Annotated in this window: 18 protein-coding genes; 9 read left to right on the top strand and 9 right to left on the bottom strand. The window is 47.8% G+C overall.

Annotated elements, in window-relative coordinates:
* Positions 1–3: 3 nt before the first annotated feature.
* The 4 genes from DWZ67_RS19145 (at position 4) to DWZ67_RS19130 (ending at position 8,934) form a co-directional block, all read left to right on the top strand.
* Complete coding sequence (locus tag DWZ67_RS19145; RefSeq protein ID WP_005838296.1) at positions 4–3,054, top strand: SusC/RagA family TonB-linked outer membrane protein; 3,051 nt, start codon at positions 4–6, stop codon at positions 3,052–3,054.
* Between the two features lie 13 nt (positions 3,055–3,067).
* Positions 3,068–4,729, top strand: coding sequence for a RagB/SusD family nutrient uptake outer membrane protein (locus DWZ67_RS19140; protein WP_061412951.1), 1,662 nt, complete (start codon positions 3,068–3,070; stop codon positions 4,727–4,729).
* A 119-nt stretch (positions 4,730–4,848) separates the two neighbouring features.
* Positions 4,849–6,456, top strand: a complete 1,608-nt coding sequence (locus DWZ67_RS19135) for a glycoside hydrolase (RefSeq protein ID WP_005824217.1) — start codon at positions 4,849–4,851, stop codon at positions 6,454–6,456.
* A 36-nt stretch (positions 6,457–6,492) separates the two neighbouring features.
* The gene (locus DWZ67_RS19130; RefSeq protein WP_016274167.1) at positions 6,493–8,934 is read left to right on the top strand and encodes a sugar-binding domain-containing protein; all 2,442 of its coding nucleotides are present in this window, start codon (positions 6,493–6,495) and stop codon (positions 8,932–8,934) included.
* A gap of 121 nt (positions 8,935–9,055) precedes the next feature.
* Here the strand turns inward: DWZ67_RS19130 and DWZ67_RS19125 are convergent, their stop codons facing one another.
* The 4 genes from DWZ67_RS19125 to DWZ67_RS19110 form a co-directional block, all read right to left on the bottom strand.
* Positions 9,056–9,829 carry a biotin--[acetyl-CoA-carboxylase] ligase gene (locus tag DWZ67_RS19125; RefSeq protein ID WP_120139508.1) on the bottom strand — a complete coding sequence of 258 codons (774 nt, stop codon included), beginning with the start codon at positions 9,827–9,829 and terminating at the stop codon, positions 9,056–9,058.
* Complete coding sequence (locus DWZ67_RS19120) at positions 9,813–10,169, bottom strand: MmcQ/YjbR family DNA-binding protein (protein WP_120139507.1); 357 nt, start codon at positions 10,167–10,169, stop codon at positions 9,813–9,815. The genes DWZ67_RS19125 and DWZ67_RS19120 overlap by 17 nt, the downstream gene beginning before the upstream one ends.
* A 69-nt stretch (positions 10,170–10,238) precedes the next feature.
* Positions 10,239–10,604 (bottom strand): YraN family protein, encoded by a 366-nt coding sequence (locus tag DWZ67_RS19115; protein ID WP_005824208.1) that lies wholly within the window; start codon positions 10,602–10,604, stop codon positions 10,239–10,241.
* Positions 10,604–12,406: a S41 family peptidase gene (locus DWZ67_RS19110; protein ID WP_117958603.1), complete on the bottom strand. Its 1,803-nt coding sequence runs from the start codon at positions 12,404–12,406 to the stop codon at positions 10,604–10,606. The genes DWZ67_RS19115 and DWZ67_RS19110 overlap by 1 nt, the downstream gene beginning before the upstream one ends.
* A gap of 180 nt (positions 12,407–12,586) precedes the next feature.
* Between DWZ67_RS19110 and DWZ67_RS19105 the strand changes: the two genes are divergently transcribed.
* Both DWZ67_RS19105 and DWZ67_RS19100 read left to right on the top strand, forming a co-directional pair.
* Positions 12,587–12,820 (top strand): hypothetical protein, encoded by a 234-nt coding sequence (locus DWZ67_RS19105; protein ID WP_005824205.1) that lies wholly within the window; start codon positions 12,587–12,589, stop codon positions 12,818–12,820.
* A 25-nt stretch (positions 12,821–12,845) separates the two neighbouring features.
* A complete protein-coding gene (locus DWZ67_RS19100) occupies positions 12,846–13,280 on the top strand; it encodes a nucleoside deaminase (RefSeq protein ID WP_009037193.1) in 435 nt (144 codons plus the stop codon).
* Between the two features lie 24 nt (positions 13,281–13,304).
* Here the strand turns inward: DWZ67_RS19100 and DWZ67_RS19095 are convergent, their stop codons facing one another.
* The 3 genes from DWZ67_RS19095 to DWZ67_RS19085 all read right to left on the bottom strand — a co-directional run bounded on the left by DWZ67_RS19095 (position 13,305) and on the right by DWZ67_RS19085 (position 15,079).
* A complete protein-coding gene (locus DWZ67_RS19095) occupies positions 13,305–13,604 on the bottom strand; it encodes a DUF4834 family protein (protein ID WP_005824202.1) in 300 nt (99 codons plus the stop codon).
* Positions 13,605–13,671: 67 nt separating this feature from the next.
* The gene (gene pssA, locus DWZ67_RS19090) at positions 13,672–14,379 is read right to left on the bottom strand and encodes a CDP-diacylglycerol--serine O-phosphatidyltransferase (RefSeq protein WP_005835110.1); all 708 of its coding nucleotides are present in this window, start codon (positions 14,377–14,379) and stop codon (positions 13,672–13,674) included.
* 13 nt (positions 14,380–14,392) lie between these two features.
* Entirely contained in the window at positions 14,393–15,079 is a 687-nt protein-coding gene (locus DWZ67_RS19085; RefSeq protein WP_005824199.1) for a phosphatidylserine decarboxylase family protein, read from the bottom strand.
* A 170-nt stretch (positions 15,080–15,249) separates the two neighbouring features.
* Between DWZ67_RS19085 and dnaE the strand changes: the two genes are divergently transcribed.
* The 3 genes from dnaE to DWZ67_RS19070 all read left to right on the top strand — a co-directional run bounded on the left by dnaE (position 15,250) and on the right by DWZ67_RS19070 (position 19,978).
* On the top strand, positions 15,250–19,047 hold the full coding sequence (gene dnaE / locus DWZ67_RS19080; RefSeq protein ID WP_057089757.1) for a DNA polymerase III subunit alpha: 3,798 nt from the start codon (positions 15,250–15,252) through the stop codon (positions 19,045–19,047).
* Positions 19,048–19,213: 166 nt separating this feature from the next.
* Positions 19,214–19,528: a thioredoxin gene (gene trxA, locus DWZ67_RS19075; RefSeq protein ID WP_005824191.1), complete on the top strand. Its 315-nt coding sequence runs from the start codon at positions 19,214–19,216 to the stop codon at positions 19,526–19,528.
* A gap of 117 nt (positions 19,529–19,645) precedes the next feature.
* On the top strand, positions 19,646–19,978 hold the full coding sequence (locus tag DWZ67_RS19070; RefSeq protein ID WP_005824189.1) for a hypothetical protein: 333 nt from the start codon (positions 19,646–19,648) through the stop codon (positions 19,976–19,978).
* A gap of 61 nt (positions 19,979–20,039) precedes the next feature.
* On the opposite strand, the gene DWZ67_RS19065 is transcribed toward DWZ67_RS19070, so the two are convergent.
* Together DWZ67_RS19065 and tsaE are read right to left on the bottom strand one after the other, a co-directional pair.
* Complete coding sequence (locus DWZ67_RS19065; RefSeq protein ID WP_120139506.1) at positions 20,040–20,258, bottom strand: immunity 17 family protein; 219 nt, start codon at positions 20,256–20,258, stop codon at positions 20,040–20,042.
* Between the two features lie 49 nt (positions 20,259–20,307).
* Entirely contained in the window at positions 20,308–20,733 is a 426-nt protein-coding gene (gene tsaE, locus DWZ67_RS19060; protein WP_117703512.1) for a tRNA (adenosine(37)-N6)-threonylcarbamoyltransferase complex ATPase subunit type 1 TsaE, read from the bottom strand.
* Positions 20,734–20,743 lie beyond the last annotated feature (10 nt).

Genomic DNA, 20,743 nt, shown 5'->3' with positions numbered 1-20,743 from the left:
GATATGAAAAAGCAAATTCTATTATTATGTCTTGCGCTGATAAGCCTTTGCGGTTATGCGCAGCAGATAACGGTTAAGGGTGTGGTGACTTCGGCCACCGACCAGCAGCCGTTGATTGGAACTACAGTTCAAGTGAAAGGTACCGGTACGGGTACAATTACCGGTATCGACGGTGATTATACATTACCCAATGTAGACAAGAATGCAGTGTTGGTATTCTCTTCTATTGGTTTTGAGTCTCAGGAAATAGCTGTAGGTGGACGTACTACGATTAACGTGGTACTGAAGGAGGCTGCGGAATTACTGGATGAAGTGGTGGTTATCGGTTATGGTGCTGTGAAAAAGAGCGATTTGACCAGTTCTATTGCTACAGTAAAAGGCGATGAAATCACTGAAACCGTGACCGGTAATGCTATGGATGCTTTGCAGGGTAAGGTAAATGGTGTACAAGTCACCAGTGGTGGTGGCCCTGGAGCTACTCCGAAGGTGCTGATTCGTGGTGTAACTACCGTAAACGGTACGAATCCGTTGTATGTAGTGGATGGTATGCCGGTAGGTGACAATATCAACTTTCTGAATAGTAACGATATTGCTTCCATGGAAGTATTGAAAGATGCTTCGGCTGCCGCTATCTATGGTACACGTGCATCAAACGGTGTCATCCTGATTACTACAAAGAAAGGTAAGACTGGTAAAGCCCGCATCAATTGGAATTCTTCTGTTGGTTTCCAGACCGTGGCCAAACCTAATATTGCCGGTGCGGCTGAATATAAAGAAGTGTTCAATACCCGTTATACGAATGATGGCCTTTCTTCTATCTGGAACGATACGGGTGCTACGACCAATCCCGGTGGTACAGACTGGTGGGATACTGTAGTCAATAAAACAGCTTTGGTGCAGAACCATTCACTTAGTGTTGCCGGTGGCTCAGAACAGTTTGTTTATAACTTTAGCGTGGGCTATTATCGTAACAACTCACAGTTTGATGTAGGTTATTGGGATAAGATAAATATCCGTCTGAATACTGAATATACATTTAATAAGTATGTAAAATTGGGAGTTGATATTGCTCCACGTGTCGAATCATGGGATGATACCCCAAACCAGTTCTCGGCAGCCATGGCTATGGACCCGACAACTCCGGTATTCCGTCCGCAGGACCAATGGGAGGATAATGAGTACAACAACTATCAACGCTCTTACAACAACCAGGAGTGGAATCCCGCCGGTTCAATTGCCCGTAGCAATGCTCATTCTCGCGAGTTGGGTGCCATTCTGAATACCTATCTGCAGGTAAACCCGATAGAAAAGCTGACGTTGCGCACCCAGTTCGGTGCCAATGCACACTATCGCCGTTCTGATTCATTCGTTCCGAAGTTCAATATGGATCCGTTGGAGAAACAAGACTTGAACGAAATCACCCGCCGCAATCAGGAGTGGTTTGACTGGAACTGGACGAATACAGCCACTTACATGGACACTTTCGCTGAAAAGCACAACTTGAATGTAATGGCTGGCTTTACTGCCGAACGTTTTGCATGGTACAATACTCAGGCACGGCGTGATAATGTTCCCAATAATCTGGACCAGATGCAGGAAGTGAATGCCGGACAGCAGGGTACGGACGAGGCCAACGGTGAAACCACTTACAATACACTGGTTTCTTTCCTGGGCCGTGTCATGTACAACTACGATAACCGTTACTACATTTCGGCATCTCTCCGTGCCGACGGTTCCTCCCGTTTCCCGAAGGGCAGCAAGTATGCCCTCTTCCCGTCTGTTTCCGCTTCCTGGCGTGTCATCAGTGAGGCATTTATGCAGGACCAGGACATCTTCAGTGACCTGAAGCTTCGTGGAGGCTGGGGCCGTGTAGGTAATCAGAATATCAACAATAATGCTACCCTTACTTTGTTGAGCGAAACCCAATACTATTATGGCAATACGTTGGCAAATGGTTACTTCGTGTCTACAGTAGGTAACAACCAGTTGAAGTGGGAGACTGTGGAAGATTGGAACGTAGGCGTGGATATGTCATTCCTTGATTCACGTTTGGGTGTAACATTCGAATATTTCCAGAAAAAGTCCATTGACATGCTCTACCAGAAACAGAACATCCTCTCTTTGGGATATGATAACTGGAACAGCCAGATTTGGATGAACATCGGTAGTATGCAGGCCCGCGGTTGGGAAGTGGGACTTACCTGGCGCGATGAAATCGGCAAGGATTTCTCTTACGATCTTGGTCTGAACCTTTCTGCCGTGCGCAACAAGGCCATCAAGTTCTCGGGCGACGGTCCTATCAATGTCGGTGGATTCAATAGCGACCAGATTATCCGTAACGAAGATGGTGGTTTTATCTCCCGTTTCTACGGTTACGTGGCCGATGGCTTGTTCCAGAATTGGGAAGAGGTGTATGCGCACACTGACGAACACGGAACGCTGATTCAGCCCAATGCAAAACCGGGAGACATCCGCTTCAAGGACCGGGACCATAACGGAGTGCTCGATGCCAATGACAAAGATTATATCGGCAATCCTTATCCTGATTTAATGATGGGTCTGAATATTGGTATGCGTTATAAGAACATTGATTTTGCAGCCAATTTCTATGGTACGTTCGGTAATGATATTTACAATGTTACCAAAGGAAGGTACTCCGGTTCAGGCGGACAGAATGTTTGGGCAGGTACACTGGAGAAAGCATGGCATGGAGAGGGTACCGGCAATGATATTCCCCGTTTGTCGAGCAATGACTTGAACCTGAACTATAGCCGCGTTTCCAGTTTCTATGTGGAAGATGGTTCCTACTTGCGTTGCAAGCTGTTGCAGATAGGCTATACGCTTCCTAAGAAATGGGTTGGAGGTGCTGACTTGCGTCTTTCCTTCTCTGCACAGAATCCGTTTACCATTACCGGTTATTCGGGAATGGACCCCGAACGCCCGATGGTTGACGGTACTACCGACAGCTCTGGCAGTGCCATCAATACCGGTATTGACAACGTGGCTTATCCTAATCCGAGAACATTCTTGTTTGGCATTGACTTCAAATTTTAATTCTTGATTATCCATGAAACGAATATTTACAATAGTAGTTCTGATTGCTTCGCTGGTGTTTACCTCTTGCGAGGACTTCCTGACCGAAGACGTACGCGGGCAATTGAACGTGGACACTTATTATAAGTCCATAGAAGAGTGTGAATCCTCAGTCACGAGCTGTTATCAGGCTATGACGTATGGAGGATGGTGGCAAATCAACACCGTGTGGTTACTTTCCGAAATGTGTGGGGATGATGCCTGGATGGGGAATACTTCGCAGTCTCAGAGTGATTATATCTCATTGGCACATTATCAGGGAAACGGTGCTAGCAATGGTCCTATCTCCAATTTTTGGCAGTACCGTTACAAAGGTATTTTACGTTGTAACATAGCCATAGATCGCATTGCGGCTCTCGAAACCCAAGAGACAGAAACCAGAGACCGTCTGGTGGCAGAAGCCCGTTTCCTGCGTGGCTACTATTACTTCGAACTGGTGAGAAATTTTGGTGGGGTGCCCTTGATGACCAGTTTCCAAATGCCGGAAGAAGTGGAGGGAACAGAACGTGCTACGGCAGAAGCCGTGTACAAATTCATAGAGGATGACCTGATGGCAGCTGTCGAAATACTGCCGCAACGCAGTACTGCGCAAGTAGGGCATGCTACCCGTGGCGCCGCTTTAGGATTATTGGGTAAAGTGTACCTCTATCAGGAGAAATGGCAGGCTGCCCATGATGTGTTGAAGACTGTGATAGATGAAGGCGAATACCAATTGCTTCCCGATTTCGGGCAGGTATGGAATGTCGACTATGACAACAGTGCGGAGAGCCTTCTGGAAATCCAGTATGAATATCATCCCACTTTGGGCTTAGGAGGGGCGCTTGCTACGGTAACCGGTGCCCGTAATGGTCCTGGTGATGGTTGGAGCTGGTGTCAGCCTACGGCAAATTTGGAGCAAGCTTATATTGAGGCCGGTGATACGGAACGTTTGAAATGGACAATAATCAAGTCGGGCTGTACAGAAATTGCCGGCGAAGACCAATTTGAAGATTTCATTGACGCAAGCAAAGCGTTGAATAAGTATCAGGAATATCTTGATAAATATGGTTGGGACCCCAATTGCTATATTATCAATCCCGCTGACCATAAGTCTGCGCGTATCATCCGCAAGTATTTCCTGCCGATGAAATATCGTGCACAAGGCGATGCAACGGCTTACGCCACGGACAAGAGTCCTTTGAATCACCGCATTCTGCGTTATGCCGATGTCCTTTTAATGTATGCTGAGGCTTGCAATGAACTGGGTGATGACGCTTCTGCCCGCGATGCTCTCAATCAGGTGCGCAGACGTGCCAAGTTGGATGACGTTACGGCAAGTGGAAAGGCATTGCAAAGTGCCATTCGCCTGGAGCGCCGTTTGGAATTGGCTTTCGAGCAGAACCGTCTGTATGATATCCGCCGCTGGACTGATACAAATGGTAAAAAGATGATTAGCAATATCCTGGGACCGAACGGTTCCTTTGTGAAGTGGAACACTGAAGAGGCTACCCGTGACGCTCTTGAGTGGGAAAATCAAGGTGAAGCAAGTGACAAAGGCATCACTTTCAATGAAAACCGCGACATGGTGTTCCCCATTCCTTTGTACGAAATCACGATGTCCAACGGTTCCATTACCCAGAACCCGGGTTGGAATTAAACACATTCTGATGAAAACAGATTGTTGCAGGAACTGATTATTCAATAGGTCTTTATATTCTGTCGCGGATAGTTTGCAATGGATTATCCGCGGCAGTTTTTTTAATCCGAAACAATATCATGAATTTGAGACACATTTTTATTCTTCCGGCACTGCTTGCCGCAATGGCTTGCAGCGACGATTCTCCCGTTACGCCGGATACTCCAGACACTCCTGAGGGGCCGGACATTACGAACAGCGTAGAGAAACTGGTGAGCATCGATGCCGGACAGACTTTCCAGACAATAGCCGGCTTCGGCGCTTCGGACTGTTGGTCGCCTGCCTTTGTGGGCAAGTCATGGACTTCGCACCGTGCGGGGATTACGGAACTGCTTTTTTCTTCAGAGATTGTGGGCGGCAAGCCGAAAGGAATCGGCCTTTCCCAATGGCGGGTGAATCTTGGTGGCGGCAGTGCCGCGCAAGGTGAAGCCAGCGGCATCGAGGATAAATCCCGTCGTGCGGAATCCTATCTTACGGATGACTTGACGTACGACTGGACCCGTTGCGAGGGACAACGTTACTTCATGGACCGTGCCAAGGAGCTGGGATGTAACAATTTCGTTCTTTTCAGCAATACACCTCCCGTGCAGTACACCTATAATGGAAAAGGATTTTCCGCCAGAGGGGGACTTTCCAATCTGAAACCGGAACATTATGGTGACTTTGCAGGATATATGGCCGATGTAGCGGCCCGTTATACCGGTGAAGGCTATCACATAAGCCATATTTCGCCCGTCAACGAGCCGCAGTACAACTGGGACAGCGGTCAGGAGGGCAGTGGCTGGACCAATGACGAAGTGGCTGCACTGGCACGCGAGTTGGATATGTCGTTGGATGACCGGGGGCTTTCCACAGACATTCTCTTGGGCGAATCCGGTGATTGGGAGTATCTGTATAAAGTGAAAGGCGATGCCAACCGCAGTAATATATTCTCAGCTTTCTTTACACCCGGCTCTTCCGCCTACGTGGGTGACTTGGCACACGTGAAGAATCTCATTTGCGGACACAGCTATTGGACTGACGGCACATGGGACGGTATGCGCAACGTGCGCAAGCAAGTGGCCCAGGCTGCCGGTCAGTATAATCTGGATGTTTGGCAGAGTGAATGGAGTATGCTGGGCGATAATTACAGCAGTTCCGAATTTGTGGGCTACGAGCAGGCTTCTGAGATGGATATCGCTTTCTACATGTCGAAGGTCATCCACAATGACCTCACTGTGGCTGGAGTGTCTTCCTGGAGTTACTGGACATCGATGGATGTTTCCCGTTGGGGGCATAAGAACCGTTTTCTCTTGATTTCGCTGGTACCTGCCGGTGGCGAGTATGGTGATATAGAGCAGGAGGGAAGCTATCAGGCTACTGCCACTCTTTGGGTACTGGGCAATTACAGTCGCTTTATCCGTCCGGGATACCGCCGTATTGCCCTCGACTTGAACGAATCGCGTACTTTTTTCGGTTCCGCCTGGCTTTCTCCCGAGGGGGATAAGGTAGTGGCCGTCTATACAAACATGTCTGATAAGGCGGTTCGCTTAGGTGAAACGCATGTGGGATGGAGCAATGAAGCGAAGTCAATAGCTACTTATACAACTACCGGTAGCAAGAATCTGGTGGAAGGAACGGTGGCGGCAGGCAAGCAGGTGATTCTGGAAGCCAAGAGTGTGACAACCGTGGTGTATAGCCTGAAGTAAGGAATTAGTTTAACTTCAAAGAAAATCTATATGAAAATGTATTTTAAGAATAACAGGACTGCTCTTGTCTTCTTGCTGGCAATGCTGGCCGTTGCTCCGATAAAGGCGCAGGTGGCATTTGGCGATGCCGCAAAATTCAATGACGGATGGCTGTTCCGGCTGACGGACGACTCGGCTATTGTCCGGACTGACTATGACGACAGCGAATGGCGGAAGCTTTCTTTGCCACACGATTGGTCCATAGAGGGGCAATTGTCGCCCACACTGGCCAGTTGCACCGGGTACCTGCCGGGTGGGATAGGCTGGTATCGCAAACACTTCAGGGTTGAAGACAACGCAACACGTCATTATATCTATTTCGAAGGGGTATATAACCGGAGCGAGGTTTACCTGAACGGGCATCTGCTTGGCAGGCGCCCCAACGGCTATGTATCGTTTCTTTACGACATGACCCCTTACCTGAAGGAAGGCGACAATGTGCTGGCTGTCCGTGTAGACCATAGCCGTTATGCCGATTCACGTTGGTATACGGGGTCGGGCATCTATCGCGATGTATGGCTGGTGGCTGCTCCCGATACACATATTGCGCAATGGGGTGTGGGCTGGCATGCCGCTTCGCTGACAGACAAGCAAGCCGTCGTTGCGGTCGATGTAGAGGTGGAGAAGCACAAGGCAACTTCCGACAAACTGGAACTGAAGGCTTCACTGTACGATACTGCCGGAAAGCAGGTGGCACAACGCCGTGTGCGTGTTGCCGATGGAAAAGAGGGCATTGCCAAGCAAAGTCTTGACTTGAAAGTGTCCAAACCCCATCGTTGGAATCTGGATAATCCGTATCTGTATACATTGAAAACCGAATTGCTTGCCAATGGCAAACGCATTGACGGCAGTGAGACCAAAGTGGGACTGCGTACGCTGGAATTTGATGCCAACAAAGGTTTTGCCCTCAACGGCAACTGGATGAAGGTAAAAGGTGTATGCCTGCATCATGATGCAGGAGTGCTGGGTGCAGTAGTGCCGCCGGAGGTATGGGAACGCCGCCTGAATAACTTGAAAGGGATTGGCGTAAATGCCATCCGCATGAGCCATAACCCACAAGCCCCCGTTCTTTATGAACTGTGTGACCGCCTGGGATTTCTTGTAATGGATGAAGTCTCTGACGAATGGGAGTTTCCGAAACGCAAATGGGTACAAGGCTGGAATGTGGGTACTCCGAGTTATGACGGTACTTTCGACTTCTTCGAGGAGTGGATAGAACGGGACGTAACCGATATGGTACGTCGTGACCGCAATCATACCTGTATTTTCTTGTGGAGTATCGGCAATGAAGTGGATTATCCGAACGACCCTTATTCGCATCCCGTTCTTGATGGAGCTAAAATCAACCAGCCTATGTTCGGGGGCTATAAGCCGGATGCTCCCGATGCCATGCGCATCGGAACCATAGCAAAGCGTCTGGCTGCCTGTGTACGTGCCGTGGACACTTCCCGTCCCGTGACCGGAGCTTTGGCGGGTGTCGTGATGTCGAACGAGACGGAGTATCCCGATGCTGTGGATGTGGTGGGGTATAACTATACGGAAAACCGCTACGACCAAGACCATGCCACTTATCCGGACCGCATTATCTATGGAAGCGAGACGGGTTCGGGGCTTGATGCCTGGTATGCCGTCCGCGACAAGGATTTCATCTTCGGGCAGTTTATCTGGACCGGTACGGATTATCTGGGTGAATCGGGCAGATGGCCGTCCCGCGGTTTGTACACGGGTTTGCTCGATTTCGGAAGTTTCCCCAAGCCACGCGGACATTTCCGGGCTTCGTTGTGGTGCGAGAATCCGGTCACGTATGCAGGAACATATCCGGTATATGTCCATCCCAAGCATCCCGAGCATGTATTCCTTTCGCCTGATGCATGGGACATCTGGAACTATGACGAGGGGCAGAACATACGTGTGGTGTGTTATACCAATGCTCCGCAGGCGCGTTTGTTGCTCAACGGCAGGGTGGTAGGCGAGATGAAACCTTATGATGAAAAGACCGGCATCATCTACTGGGATATTCCTTTCCGGGCTGGTGAGCTTCGTGCTGAGGGCTGCGATAAGGAAGGAAATGCCTTGTCGAGCTATTCCATCCGGACATCCGGACGTCCTTATGCCATCCGTGCCACGGCGGATCGCACTATTTTGTCCGGCGACCGCGCCACTGCGCACATAACCGTAGAGGTGGTTGACGAAGAAGGTACTGTTGTGAAACTTGGCGACAATGAAATTACGTGTACAGTTGAAGGAGCGGCGCGCCTGCTTGGGCTCGAAGGCTCTGACAACAGTGACATGAGTGATTATACCGATAACCGTCACCGCGTATACCACGGGCGTTTGCTGGCCTATATACAGACTACCGGAGGAGAGGGACCGGTTAAAGTAAAGTTTGCTTCCCCCCTTCTGAAAGGAACTGAAGTAAAGTTTGAAGTAGGGCAGTAGTACACTACTATGGACTTATGTTTGTGCCATCGTATTGGCACAGTCGTGCCAGTACGATGGCAAGGCTGTGCCAGTATGGTGGCACAACTTTGCCAATGCGATGGCACGGGTTGTGCATTTCTTACAGAATGTATTGCACTTCCTTGAACAGATATTCCCGTTCACTTCCTCCTTCATCCTCCAGCACGAACCGTCCGTCTTGCTCTACACGCAGCAACCGGGCAAGGAACTTGCCGTTGGCATCTTCATAAGGGTGCAATCCCCGGCGACGGAAAAGGGAGCGGGCATACCGTGTGGATATCTCGTCGGAGTAGACGGCGAAGTCCTCCATTTGGAGGCTGTTGTAGTAGATTTGTACACGTCTTAGGATATGGGCAAGGATTTCATAACGGTCGTGCTCCTTTCCGGTGATTTGTTTCAGTGAGACGGGGTTGGGAGCATCACTGTTGAAGACTTCCTGGTTGATGTTGATACCGATTCCGGCAATGCTGCGCCTGATATGATGTCCGGAAAGGTCGTTCTCTATCAGTATGCCGCAGATTTTCTTGTCTTTCCAATAAATGTCGTTCGGCCATTTGATGGTGATTTCATCAGACCATCTGCTCAGCTCTTCCTTAATGGCGAGGGAAACGATTTGTGAAAGGATGAACTGCCGGCGGGCTTCCAGAAAAGAAGGGTAGAGTACAAAGCTGAAAAGCAGGTTCTTGCCTTCTTCAGCTTCCCAGGTATTGCCGCGCTGGCCTTTACCGGCAGTTTGGAACTCGGCAGTCACGGTTGTTAGTTCGGCAACGGATTCTTGCAACTGGTTGCAAAGCTGGCTGAGGTATTGGTTGGTCGATGCCGTCTCGTCCAATGCCACCAGCGGGAACGGGAATGTGTCAGGGGAGGGCTTCATATTCGGTACGCATTTTTTTGGTGAACTTCTTCAATACTTCTTCCATAGAGTGGTCTATCAGTTGCTTCAACAGTTTGTCGTCGACGTCACCGTCAAGGAACACCTGGTTCCAGTACTTTTTGTTGAAGTGATAGGCACCTTCGATGGCAGCATAGTGCTCCCGCAGTTCGAGTGCATATTCGGGGTCGCATTTCAGACAAATCTTGTTGGCGCTTTCCAGGTCGATAAGTGCAAACATTTTATCCATGACTTTCATCACAAGCGAGTATTCGTCGAACGGAAGGCATTCCGTGACGGCCTTTTTGCTGAGGCAATATTCGCGGGCGGTTTCTATGTTCATGATGGTATTTACGGTTTTACGGTTTACAATTTACGATTGAAATAACTCTTGCTTGTCAATTTTCAACTCTCAGAACATCGGCGGATAGAAGGCTTCTTTGAGATGCTCTATCCTGAATGCACCCGGTTCGCCTACAGCCGTTATGATGTCGAAGCGGACGGGTGCATCCAAGCAGAAGTGCTTGATATAGGCATCGGCCGCTACGACAATACGTCGTATTTTCTGCCAGTTCACGGCATCCTGCGGCTCAATGTAGTCCGTATTGCTACGGGTTTTCACTTCCACAATAATCAGTTCCTTATCTTTGTCGGCTACAATATCCAGCTCAAGGTGATTCTTTCGCCAGTTACGGTCACGTATGGTGTAACCGTTCTGTTCCAAGTATTTGGCAGCGGCGTCTTCACCGGCTTTTCCAAGAATATTGTGTGCACTCATTATTCTGCGTGTCTGGCAGGCATCAGCATGCCGTCGTGTCCAGGACGGAAGATAGCGGGCAACTTATAAGTTTTACCATCCAATGTATTGACCACTGCACTGCGCGTTTGGGGGGCTGGATTTGTACCGGTAATCAGTTCAATGGCCTTGGCATACAGAGGTTCTTCATTGTTTCCATAATCTTTATGAATATAGAATACACCTTGTTCGTTATAAGGATTGGTTTCGTCCATCAATATATCGGGTTCAAATCCTTTTTCATACTCCCCGAATCCTTTGGCGTTATAGCTTTGGAAGGTGATAGGAACAACACGATATGTGTTATTTCGGACAGTGTACTCCTCATATTCCATACCTACGTTCTTACCAGTGGTCTTTTCACCTATAAGTATTACGTCCAAATCTATTCCTTCTAAGGAATTAATGACGAGTTCACTGGCAGAGGCCGTTCCATTTCCGACAAGGCAGTAGACGCGGGGAAGATTGAGGCTTCCGGCTGATAAGGAAGTACCCAAGTTGGGGTAACTGGAGTATGCAAATAATTCATCTTCCCGTTTGTTATTGAGTTTTGCCATTCTTTCATCATTGTATCGTAAACTGCTGAATACTTTACCTTGAGAAGCAGTACCGGCAATACAAGTCGCTATCAGATTAGCTGACATGGTATGCCCACCACCATTGTACCGCAAGTCCAGAATCAAATCTGTGACGTTCTTGTTCTTAAAATCTTTGAAAACATTGAATAATTCTTGGTCAAAGCTTGCCTCGAACCCAGAATAAACGAGGTAACCGATTCTATGTCCTTCTATGTCTTCCTTGACATTACTGAAGATGACGGGGTTGTTGTATGTGGCTTTGGAAGTTATGGTGTATTCCTTTTGCCCGGTAATGGTGCCTCCTTCTACGACATCTTCTGTCAAAGTATAGTTGATAGTTGCATCCGGTAACAATATGTCGTAATAGAAGTTATTAATATTGTTATTATTTATCTTCTTTCCATTTATCAGGCTTATCATTGCTCCTCGTTTGAGTCCAGCTTCGGAGGCCGGTGAATCGGGATATACGCCTTGGAGACAGAAATAAATGGTATTTTCTGCTTGTGTGCCAATGCTTATGGGGGTTATACCGGTGATACCGAAACTATATGCCAGTTCCTTGTTTACAATTTTGGTGGTACGGGTTGAACTAATATTGGGCAATAGCTGGATATAAGAGAAAAGATTATAATATGTCTTGCCGTCGCTACCGACATATGTTTTCTTATCCAATGTATTTGTAGTCAGACTACCCAAGGCGTCATAAAAGAAAGCTTCATAATTTTTTGTGAAGTCAGGTTTTAATGTCTTGTATTCATCGTTCCAGAGATACATTTCCCTCAGATATTCATCAACTTTTGCGTTAATCTCCATATCTTCAGTGGTTTGGGGAACACTGGTCCCCTTTTGTGTAACTTCAAAACTTGCAGGAGAATAGCCGTCTATATTAATGGAAATTCTGGCTGTCCGGTCGGTGGTGGAACTTGTACTTACAGATAATTTCAAGGTGCTTTGTCCTTTTGTACCCGAGGTCGTATTCAGTTTGCACCAATCCGCTCCTGAGGTGACGGAAGCTACCCATTTGGCTGCAGCATTGAAGCTTACAGACAACTCATTATCCTGGCTGATCTCCAGGGATTTTCCCTCTGTCCAACTCTGATTGGTTATGCCGGTATTAAGTTTATTATCGTCATCGTCACTACATGAGATAAAACTTATACTGAACAATGTGAGTAGAAAGAAACTAAGATAATTTACATGTTTCATACCTTTTAAATTTAGAACTCTCCAAAAATACGTTTTTAATTACTAAATTAAAATGTTTTTAAGAAATACTTTAAGTTTACCGGTCAAAAAAATATTTCAGTGCTATTTAAGTGTTTCCGATATAAAAATTACGTAGGTTCGTTTTGTTTTTACAGAAGTAAAAGTAATTTTGCAGGAAATATGAGAAAGAGAGATAAAACGTGTGCGAAAGCAACGCCCGAAGAACCGAAACGCGAGCAGCGCATGGTATGCCTGATGAGCGAGGAAGAGCAGCGGATTGTGGACCGTTATCTGGAGAAATACAAGATAACGAACAAGTCGCGTTGGCTGCGGGAGACTATTCTCATGTTTATCCATAAGAATATGGAAGAGGATTATCCTACTTTGTTCGGTGAGCACGACATGAGGAGGTGAAAATTAAAAATTAAAGGGGGTGGCGTTGGACGATAGCTATTATATGAAGCAGGCGCTTTTGGAAGCTCATAAGGCCGGTGAACGGGGAGAAGTTCCCGTAGGTGCAGTTGTGGTGTGCAAGGACCGTATCATAGCTCGTGCCCATAATCTGACGGAGACTTTGACGGATGTCACCGCCCATGCCGAGATGCAAGCCATTACCGCTGCCGCTGCAACTCTTGGCGGCAAATATCTGAATGAATGTACTCTCTATGTCACAGTGGAACCCTGCGTGATGTGTGCCGGTGCCATTGCCTGGGCACAGATGGGGCGTCTGGTGTTTGGCGCCGAAGATGAGAAAAGAGGGTATCAGCGCTATGCCTCGCAGGCATTGCATCCCAAAACACAAGTAGTAAAAGGAATTCTGGCAGATGAATGTGCCGCCCTGATGAAAGAGTTCTTTGCCGCCAAGCGCAAATAATCTCTAATCCTTTATCCCTAATCCCTACTCCTTGATTTCTTCAAAATCCACATACTCTCCCTCGTCTTTGGAGAACAGTTTCTTGTGGCGGGGACGTATTTCACCTTCTTCAGTTTGTGCCTCCTCAGACGATTGTCTATTATCATTGTAGGAATACCCTCCCGGCTGGTAATTACCATTTCCTTTTTGGTAGGGACCGGAGTTGGAGGAAGTACGGCGTCCGCCCAATCCGAATATGTTCCGGATGACAGTACCGATAATGCTGAGGCCAATGAGCAGAATGGCAATTATGATGATGAATAAAAATCCTAAAATATGAAACATGGGCTAATGTCTTTTTATGTGTTCGTTTTCTGCGAACTTCAATACAACAACCGTGCCAAAGATTTGTTTATTTACTTTTCCTTGTAATAAGCGAAAGTAGTATATACCACACGATAATTGCAGAAAAGCTGCAGATTCCCAAGAAGATGAGGAACGGAATGCAGACAAGCAGGAAAATGAAGCTTGTTTTATTGTCTTTCCATGACAGATTCTTGAATTTGAGTGAGAACATTGGAATCTCCGATACAAGCAGCCATGAGAAAAGGCAGACCAGCAGCAACAGATAAACCGGATGGAAATTGCTGCTCACCAGCCAGTCGTGAGCGCCCGTCACCAATGAAGCCCAGAACAAGGCGTTTGCCGGGACGGGAAGTCCTACGAAAGAGCTCGTCTGGCGGGTATCGTTGTTGAACTTGGCAAGCCGCAGTGCAGAGAATACGGACAAAAGAAATGCGAGATAGGGGAAAACGCCGGCCAAGCTTTCCATTGCGCCCGAATAGTCCATTTCCTTGAACAAGGAAAATACAATCAGGGAAGGGGCCACTCCGAAACTGACATCATCTGCCAGAGAATCCAAATCCTTGCCGATAATGGAGTGTGCGTCCAGTGCACGTGCCATCATGCCATCGAAGAAATCGAATACGGCACTGAAGATAATGAAAGCGAGTGCCCATTCATATCTGGCTTCGAATGCCATGACACAAGCAATACACCCGGAGAATAGGTTCAGGCAGGTCAGAGTATTTGGAATATGGCGGGTAATGCAGTTTGCCATTGTTGTTCTTTTATTATTTAAGTTTGGCTATCACAGTCTGATTGCCGGTAGTCAGTTGTCCTAGTTTAACGAATACTTCGGTGCCCAACGGTAGAAAGACATCCACGCGGGAGCCGAATTTGATGAAACCCATATGTTCGTCAATATAGCATTCCTCGCCCGGTTCGGCATAGGTCACGATGCGGCGCGCCATGGCTCCGGCTATCTGTCGTGCCATAATCTCCACGCCTTCCGGAGTTTCTATTACTACGGTGGAACGCTCGTTGTCGGTGCTGGCTTTGGGCAGCCAGGCTTTCATGAACTTCCCGTTTTTGTGCCATACCTTCTTTACCGTACCATCTACCGGATACCAGTTGGCGTGTACATTAACCAGACTCATGAATATAGATACCATGATACGGCGGTCGTGGAAGTATTCGTTTTCCTCCACTTCTTCCACCACTACGATTTTACCGTCGGCAGGAGCTACCACGACTTTCTCCGTTTCTTGTCCGAACAAACGGATGGGGCAGCGGAAGAAGTTCACGAGTATGCCATATACTATGAGGCTGATGACCGCTACTACGTAAAAAGGAACTTTGCATTCCAATCCGAAGTAAAGGGCAGTGTTGACAGCCAGAATCAGAACCAGGCTGCCTGCCAATGTATGTGTTCCTTCACGGTGTATGCGTATCTTTTTTAATCTTTTTAATCGACCCATGTATATCGTATTTGCTAATTTAGATAGAAATTATCTGCAAAAATAGGCTTATTTTGAAAATCTAACAAGGATTTGGAGAGAGAAATGTGCATGTTGATAACTTTTTGGGAAATATTTTTGTTAGCTGTGATAGAGGTTGTAATTTTAGGCTCTCAATAGAAAGGATATATATGCAAGATTTTGTTCATTTACATGTCCATACCCAATACTCTCTTCTGGATGGTCAGGCAAGTGTCAGCAGGCTGGTTGACAAGGCCATGAAGGATGGTATGAAAGGCATTGCCGTGACCGACCATGGAAATATGTTCGGTATCAAGGAGTTCACCAACTATGTCAACAAGAAGAACAGCGGGCCAAAGGGGGAGATAAAGGACCTCAAGAAAAGGATTGCCGGTATTGAAAGCGGTGAGATAGAGTGTGAAGACAAGGAAGCGGAGATTGCCGATTGTCGTGCCAAGATGGCAGAAGCGGAAAGCAAGCTGTTCAAGCCGATTGTAGGCTGTGAAATGTATGTGGCCCGCCGAACCATGGATAAGAAGGAGGGGAAGCCGGACCAGAGTGGCTATCACCTGATTGTGCTGGCAAAGAATGAGAAGGGGTATCACAATCTGATAAAACTTGTATCGCATGCCTGGACAAGGGGATACTATATGCGTCCGCGTACAGACCGCAGTGAACTGGAAAAGTACCATGAGGGGCTGATTGTCTGCTCGGCTTGTATCGGTGGCGAGGTTCCTAAGAAGATTATCAATGACCAGCTGGAAGAGGCAGAAGAAGCTGTACGCTGGTATAAGAATCTGTTTGGCGATGATTACTATCTGGAGCTTCAGCGCCATAAAGCCACTGTTCCCCGTGCCAACCACGAAGCCTATCCGCTTCAGCAGAAGGCGAATGCCAAGTTGCTGGAGCTTGCCCGGAAATATGACATTAAGGTTATCTGCTCCAATGACGTCCACTTTGTGGATGAAGAGAATGCAGAAGCGCACGACCGCCTGATTTGTCTGAGCACGGGTAAAGACCTGGATGACCCTACCCGAATGCTTTATACCAAGCAGGAATGGATGAAGACAAAGGCTGAGATGAACGCCTTGTTTGAGGATGTTCCCGAAGCCTTGTCCAATACCTTGGAGATTTTGGACAAGGTGGAATATTATTCCATCGACCACGCTCCTATTATGCCTACGTTTGCTATTCCGGAAGATTTCGGAACGGAAGAGGGCTATCGGCAGAAATATACCGAAAAGGACTTATTTGATGAGTTTACCCAGGATGAAAACGGCAAGGTGGTGCTGGATGAGGATGCCGCCAATGCCAAGATAAAGCGTCTGGGGGGCTACGACAAGCTGTACCGTATCAAGCTGGAAGCCGACTATCTGGCAAAATTGGCATTCGACGGTGCTAAAAAACTGTACGGTGATCCCTTGTCCGACGAGGTGAAGGAACGTCTGGTCTTTGAGCTGTACATCATGAAGACGATGGGTTTCCCGGGATACTTCTTGATTGTGCAGGACTTTATCAATGCCGCCCGCACACAGCTGGGCGTTTCGGTAGGACCGGGACGTGGTTCGGCTGCCGGCTCGGCGGTGGCCTATTGCTTGGGCATCACGAAAATAGACCCGATTCAATACGACCTTCTGTTCGAGCGTTTCTTGAATCCCGACCGTATCTCTTTGCCTGATATCGATGTGGACTTCGATGATGACGGGCGTGGAGAAGTGCTCCGCTGGGTGACGGAGAAGTACGGGCAAGAGAAGGTGGCGCACATCATTACATATGGCACGATGGCGACCAAGATGGCCATCAAGGACGTGGCGCGCGTGCAGAAACTGCCTTTGAGCGAATCGGACCGTCTGTGCAAGCTCGTGCCGGATAAGATTCCCGACAAGAAACTCAACCTGCCCAATGCCATTGCCTACGTGCCCGAATTGCAGGCTGCGGAGGCTTCGCCCGATCCCCTGGTGCGCGATACGATGAAATATGCCAAGATGCTGGAAGGTAATGTACGCGGTACGGGTGTGCATGCCTGCGGTACTATTATTTGCCGTGACGACATCACGGATTGGGTACCCGTCAGCACGGCGGATGATAAGGAGACAGGCGAGAAGATGCTCGTTACCCAATACGAAGGTTCCGTCATCGAAGATACGGGACTTATCAAGATGGACTTCCTCGGACTGAAAACCTTGTCCATCATTAAGGAAGCCGTTGCCAATGTACGTCTGCACCGCGGCTTGGAACTCGACATCGACAAGATATCCATTTCCGACCCTGCTACCTATAAACTCTATTGCGACGGCCGCACCATCGGTACGTTCCAGTTTGAATCGGCCGGTATGCAGAAATATCTGCGTGAGTTGCAACCGAGCACTTTCGAGGACTTGATTGCCATGAACGCCCTCTACCGTCCGGGACCTATGGATTATATCCCCGACTTCATCGACCGTAAGTGGGGACGCAAGCCCATCGAGTATGACATCCCCATCATGGAGAAGTATCTGAAGGATACCTACGGCATTACGGTCTACCAGGAGCAGGTCATGCTTCTGTCGCGTTTGCTGGCAGACTTCACCCGTGGTGAGTCCGATGCCTTACGTAAGGCGATGGGTAAGAAACTGCGTGACAAGCTGGACCACATGAAGCCGAAATTCATTTCGGGTGGACAAAAGAACGGCCACGACCCGAAAGTGCTTGAGAAAATCTGGGCCGACTGGGAAAAGTTTGCGTCCTATGCCTTCAACAAGTCACATGCCACTTGCTATTCGTGGGTGGCCTATCAGACGGCTTTCCTCAAGGCCAACTATCCGGCCGAATACATGGCGGCGGTCATGAGCCGAAGTTTGGCGAATATTACCGATATAACCAAACTGATGGATGAATGCAAGGCAATGGGCATCAATACATTGGGGCCGGATGTGAATGAAAGTAACCTGAAGTTCACCGTGAACAAGGAAGGCAATATCCGTTTTGGTCTTGGCGCGGTGAAAGGGGTAGGCGAGGGTGCTGTGCAGAGCATCATGGAGGAACGCGAGAAGAATGGTCCTTTCAAGGGTATATTTGATTTTGTGCAGCGTGTCAATCTGACAGCCTGCAACAAGAAGAATCTGGAATGTCTTGCTTTGGCGGGCGGGTTCGACAGCTTCCCGGAGCTGAAGCGAGAGCAGTATTTTGCCGTAAATTCCAAGAACGAGGTCTTCCTCGAAACCTTGGTGCGGTATGGTAACCGTTACCAGGCCGACCAGGCTGCGGCTGCAAACTCCTTGTTCGGCGGTGAGAATGTGGTGGATATCGCCACTCCGGAAATACCGGTAGCGGAACGTTGGAGCGACCTCGACCGTTTGAACCGGGAGCGCGATTTGGTAGGTATCTATCTGTCCGCACACCCGTTGGATGAGTATTCCGTAGTTCTGGAGCATGTTTGCAACACTCACATGGCAGAGCTGGAAGATAAGACGGCACTTGTGGGACGCGAAATAACAATGGGTGGCATCGTGACCGCCGTGCGTCGCGGTATCAGTAAAAATGGAAATCCTTACGGCATAGCCAAGATTGAAGACTATTCCGGTTCGGCAGAGCTTCCTTTCTTCGGAAATGATTGGGTGACCTATCAGGGGTATCTGGGTGAACGTACCTTCTTGTTCATCAAAGCCCGTTGCCAGCCCAAGCAATGGCGGCAGGATGAGTTGGAGCTGAAGATAACCTCCATGGAACTGTTGCCTGACGTCAAGGAGAAACTGATTGAGAAGATCACCATTCTCATTCCGCTGAGTGTGCTGAACAAGGCTTTGATAACTGAACTGGCGGAACTGACCAAGGAACGTCCGGGCAGTACGGAGCTTTATTTCAAAGTCAGAGATGAGGATAGCAAGATGACGGTCGATTTGATTTCCCGTCCCGTGAAGCTTTCCGTGGGGCGTGAACTGATTACTTATTTAAAAGAGCGTCCGGATCTTGAGTTCAGGATTAATTAGTTATCTTTGTTGGAAAACGAAGATAGGCTGCACCTCAGCATAAAAAATGAACAAGTTCATTTTGTTTTGCATTCGGTTTGCACTATCTTTGCTTCGAAAGCGAAGGTTGATAAAACGCAATTGACAGTAAATTAATAATTATAGTTGACATTTAATAGTAAAAGAAATGGCTTTAGAAATTACAGACAGCAATTTTCAAGAAATCTTGGCAGAGGGAAAACCGGTAGTTATGGATTTCTGGGCGCCTTGGTGCGGCCCTTGTAAGATGGTGGGACCAATCATCGATGAATTGGCTACTGAATATGAAGGAAAGGTAATCATTGGCAAATGTGACGTGGATGAGAACGGTGACGTGGCTGCCGAATATGGTATACGCAACATCCCTACAGTCTTGTTCTTCAAGAATGGAGAGCTGGTGGACAAGCAGGTAGGTTCTGCTCCGAAATCTGCTTACGTGGCCAAGATAGAAGCGATATTATAAGGTACTATTTGACGATTTACTATTTACGATTTACCTTTCGGCATCATAGCGCAGCCAAATAGTAAATAGTAAATCGTCAAATAGTCAATAACATTAACCCTTTAAGCAATAGTAAGTATGGGAATGGAAGACGATTTTTTGCAGAATGATGTCGATGATGAAAAGACCATCGAGTACATCAAGAATTATTTGCCGCAGGAGTTGAAAGAGAAGTTCTCTGACGACGAGTTCTATTATTTTCTCGATTTGATTGACGAGTACTATTCCGAGAGCGGCATCCTTGATGCGCAGCCGGATGCGGATGGGTACATCGAGATTGATTTGGGGAAAATCGTGGACTATATTGTCAAGGAAGCCCATAAGGATGAGATGGGTGACTATGATCCGGAAGAAATCCTTTTCATCGTACAAGGTGAGATGGAATATACGGAATCTTTGGACGAAGAATAGTCTGTATCAAAAGTATAGTAAAATCGCGGATGAGCATGGCTTCATCCGCGATTTCTTGTTTTTATGTAACCGGTGGCGTATTCAGAAAAAAGAAGATGGATGTGCCGATGAGAATGACACCCAATACACCGTAGAACAGGCGAGTTTGTCGCCGCCCTACATTTTGTACGATAAACTGGGTGTTTCGGGCAGTAAAGAACCAGTTCCAGTCCAATATGGCTGCCAGCAAGGCGATGATGCCTGCGACGGCAAAAATCCCTTGAACGATGTATTGGCTCATCAGAAATAAGAATTAAGAATTAAAAATTAAAGCGGGGGAAAAGCATGCCTTATTCAAAGCTCTCTAACGTGACTTTCCGCTCTCCGTTCTCCACTTCTTCGATGGTGACCTTGATGGTGTTGCCCGGCAAGAGTTCCTCTACCAGCTCCGGCCATTCTATGAAGCAGAGGGCGCCGCTGTAGAAGTAATCTTCGTACCCCATGTCATACACTTCTTCCAGCTTCTTGATGCGGTAGAAGTCAAAATGGTAAATCAGTTCGCCGGCAGTGTCGGAACGGTATTCGTTGACAATGGCGAAGGTAGGGGAGGTGATGACGTCGGAAACGCCCAATTCCTCGCAAACGGCTTTGATGAAAGTCGTCTTGCCCGCCCCCATTTTTCCATAGAGGGCGAAGACGGTATTGTCACCCATTTCAGCGATGAACTGGCGGGCGGCTTCGTGAATCTGGTCTAATGACTGAATTTTGATTTCCATTGTGTCTTTT

Source organism: Bacteroides sp. AF34-31BH (genome assembly GCF_003602795.1).
GTDB classification, from domain to species: domain Bacteria; phylum Bacteroidota; class Bacteroidia; order Bacteroidales; family Bacteroidaceae; genus Bacteroides; species Bacteroides uniformis.
The sequence above is the reverse complement of the archived record's forward strand: the minus strand, read 5'-3'. Positions and strand labels throughout refer to the sequence as shown.

What these genes read in the sequence shown, in the direction of transcription:
- DWZ67_RS19145 (WP_005838296.1), top strand. Translation starts at nt 4, where the DNA reads ATGAAAAAGCAAATTCTATTATTATGTCTTGCGCTGATAAGCCTTTGC.
- DWZ67_RS19140 (WP_061412951.1), top strand. Translation starts at nt 3,068, where the DNA reads ATGAAACGAATATTTACAATAGTAGTTCTGATTGCTTCGCTGGTGTTT.
- DWZ67_RS19135 (WP_005824217.1), top strand. Translation starts at nt 4,849, where the DNA reads ATGAATTTGAGACACATTTTTATTCTTCCGGCACTGCTTGCCGCAATG.
- DWZ67_RS19130 (WP_016274167.1), top strand. Translation starts at nt 6,493, where the DNA reads ATGTATTTTAAGAATAACAGGACTGCTCTTGTCTTCTTGCTGGCAATG.
- DWZ67_RS19125 (WP_120139508.1), bottom strand. Translation starts at nt 9,829, where the DNA reads ATGAAGCCCTCCCCTGACACATTCCCGTTCCCGCTGGTGGCATTGGAC.
- DWZ67_RS19120 (WP_120139507.1), bottom strand. Translation starts at nt 10,169, where the DNA reads ATGAACATAGAAACCGCCCGCGAATATTGCCTCAGCAAAAAGGCCGTC.
- DWZ67_RS19115 (WP_005824208.1), bottom strand. Translation starts at nt 10,604, where the DNA reads ATGAGTGCACACAATATTCTTGGAAAAGCCGGTGAAGACGCCGCTGCC.
- DWZ67_RS19110 (WP_117958603.1), bottom strand. Translation starts at nt 12,406, where the DNA reads ATGAAACATGTAAATTATCTTAGTTTCTTTCTACTCACATTGTTCAGT.
- DWZ67_RS19105 (WP_005824205.1), top strand. Translation starts at nt 12,587, where the DNA reads ATGAGAAAGAGAGATAAAACGTGTGCGAAAGCAACGCCCGAAGAACCG.
- DWZ67_RS19095 (WP_005824202.1), bottom strand. Translation starts at nt 13,604, where the DNA reads ATGTTTCATATTTTAGGATTTTTATTCATCATCATAATTGCCATTCTG.
- pssA (WP_005835110.1), bottom strand. Translation starts at nt 14,379, where the DNA reads ATGGCAAACTGCATTACCCGCCATATTCCAAATACTCTGACCTGCCTG.
- DWZ67_RS19085 (WP_005824199.1), bottom strand. Translation starts at nt 15,079, where the DNA reads ATGGGTCGATTAAAAAGATTAAAAAAGATACGCATACACCGTGAAGGA.
- dnaE (WP_057089757.1), top strand. Translation starts at nt 15,250, where the DNA reads ATGCAAGATTTTGTTCATTTACATGTCCATACCCAATACTCTCTTCTG.
- trxA (WP_005824191.1), top strand. Translation starts at nt 19,214, where the DNA reads ATGGCTTTAGAAATTACAGACAGCAATTTTCAAGAAATCTTGGCAGAG.
- DWZ67_RS19070 (WP_005824189.1), top strand. Translation starts at nt 19,646, where the DNA reads ATGGGAATGGAAGACGATTTTTTGCAGAATGATGTCGATGATGAAAAG.
- DWZ67_RS19065 (WP_120139506.1), bottom strand. Translation starts at nt 20,258, where the DNA reads ATGAGCCAATACATCGTTCAAGGGATTTTTGCCGTCGCAGGCATCATC.
- tsaE (WP_117703512.1), bottom strand. Translation starts at nt 20,733, where the DNA reads ATGGAAATCAAAATTCAGTCATTAGACCAGATTCACGAAGCCGCCCGC.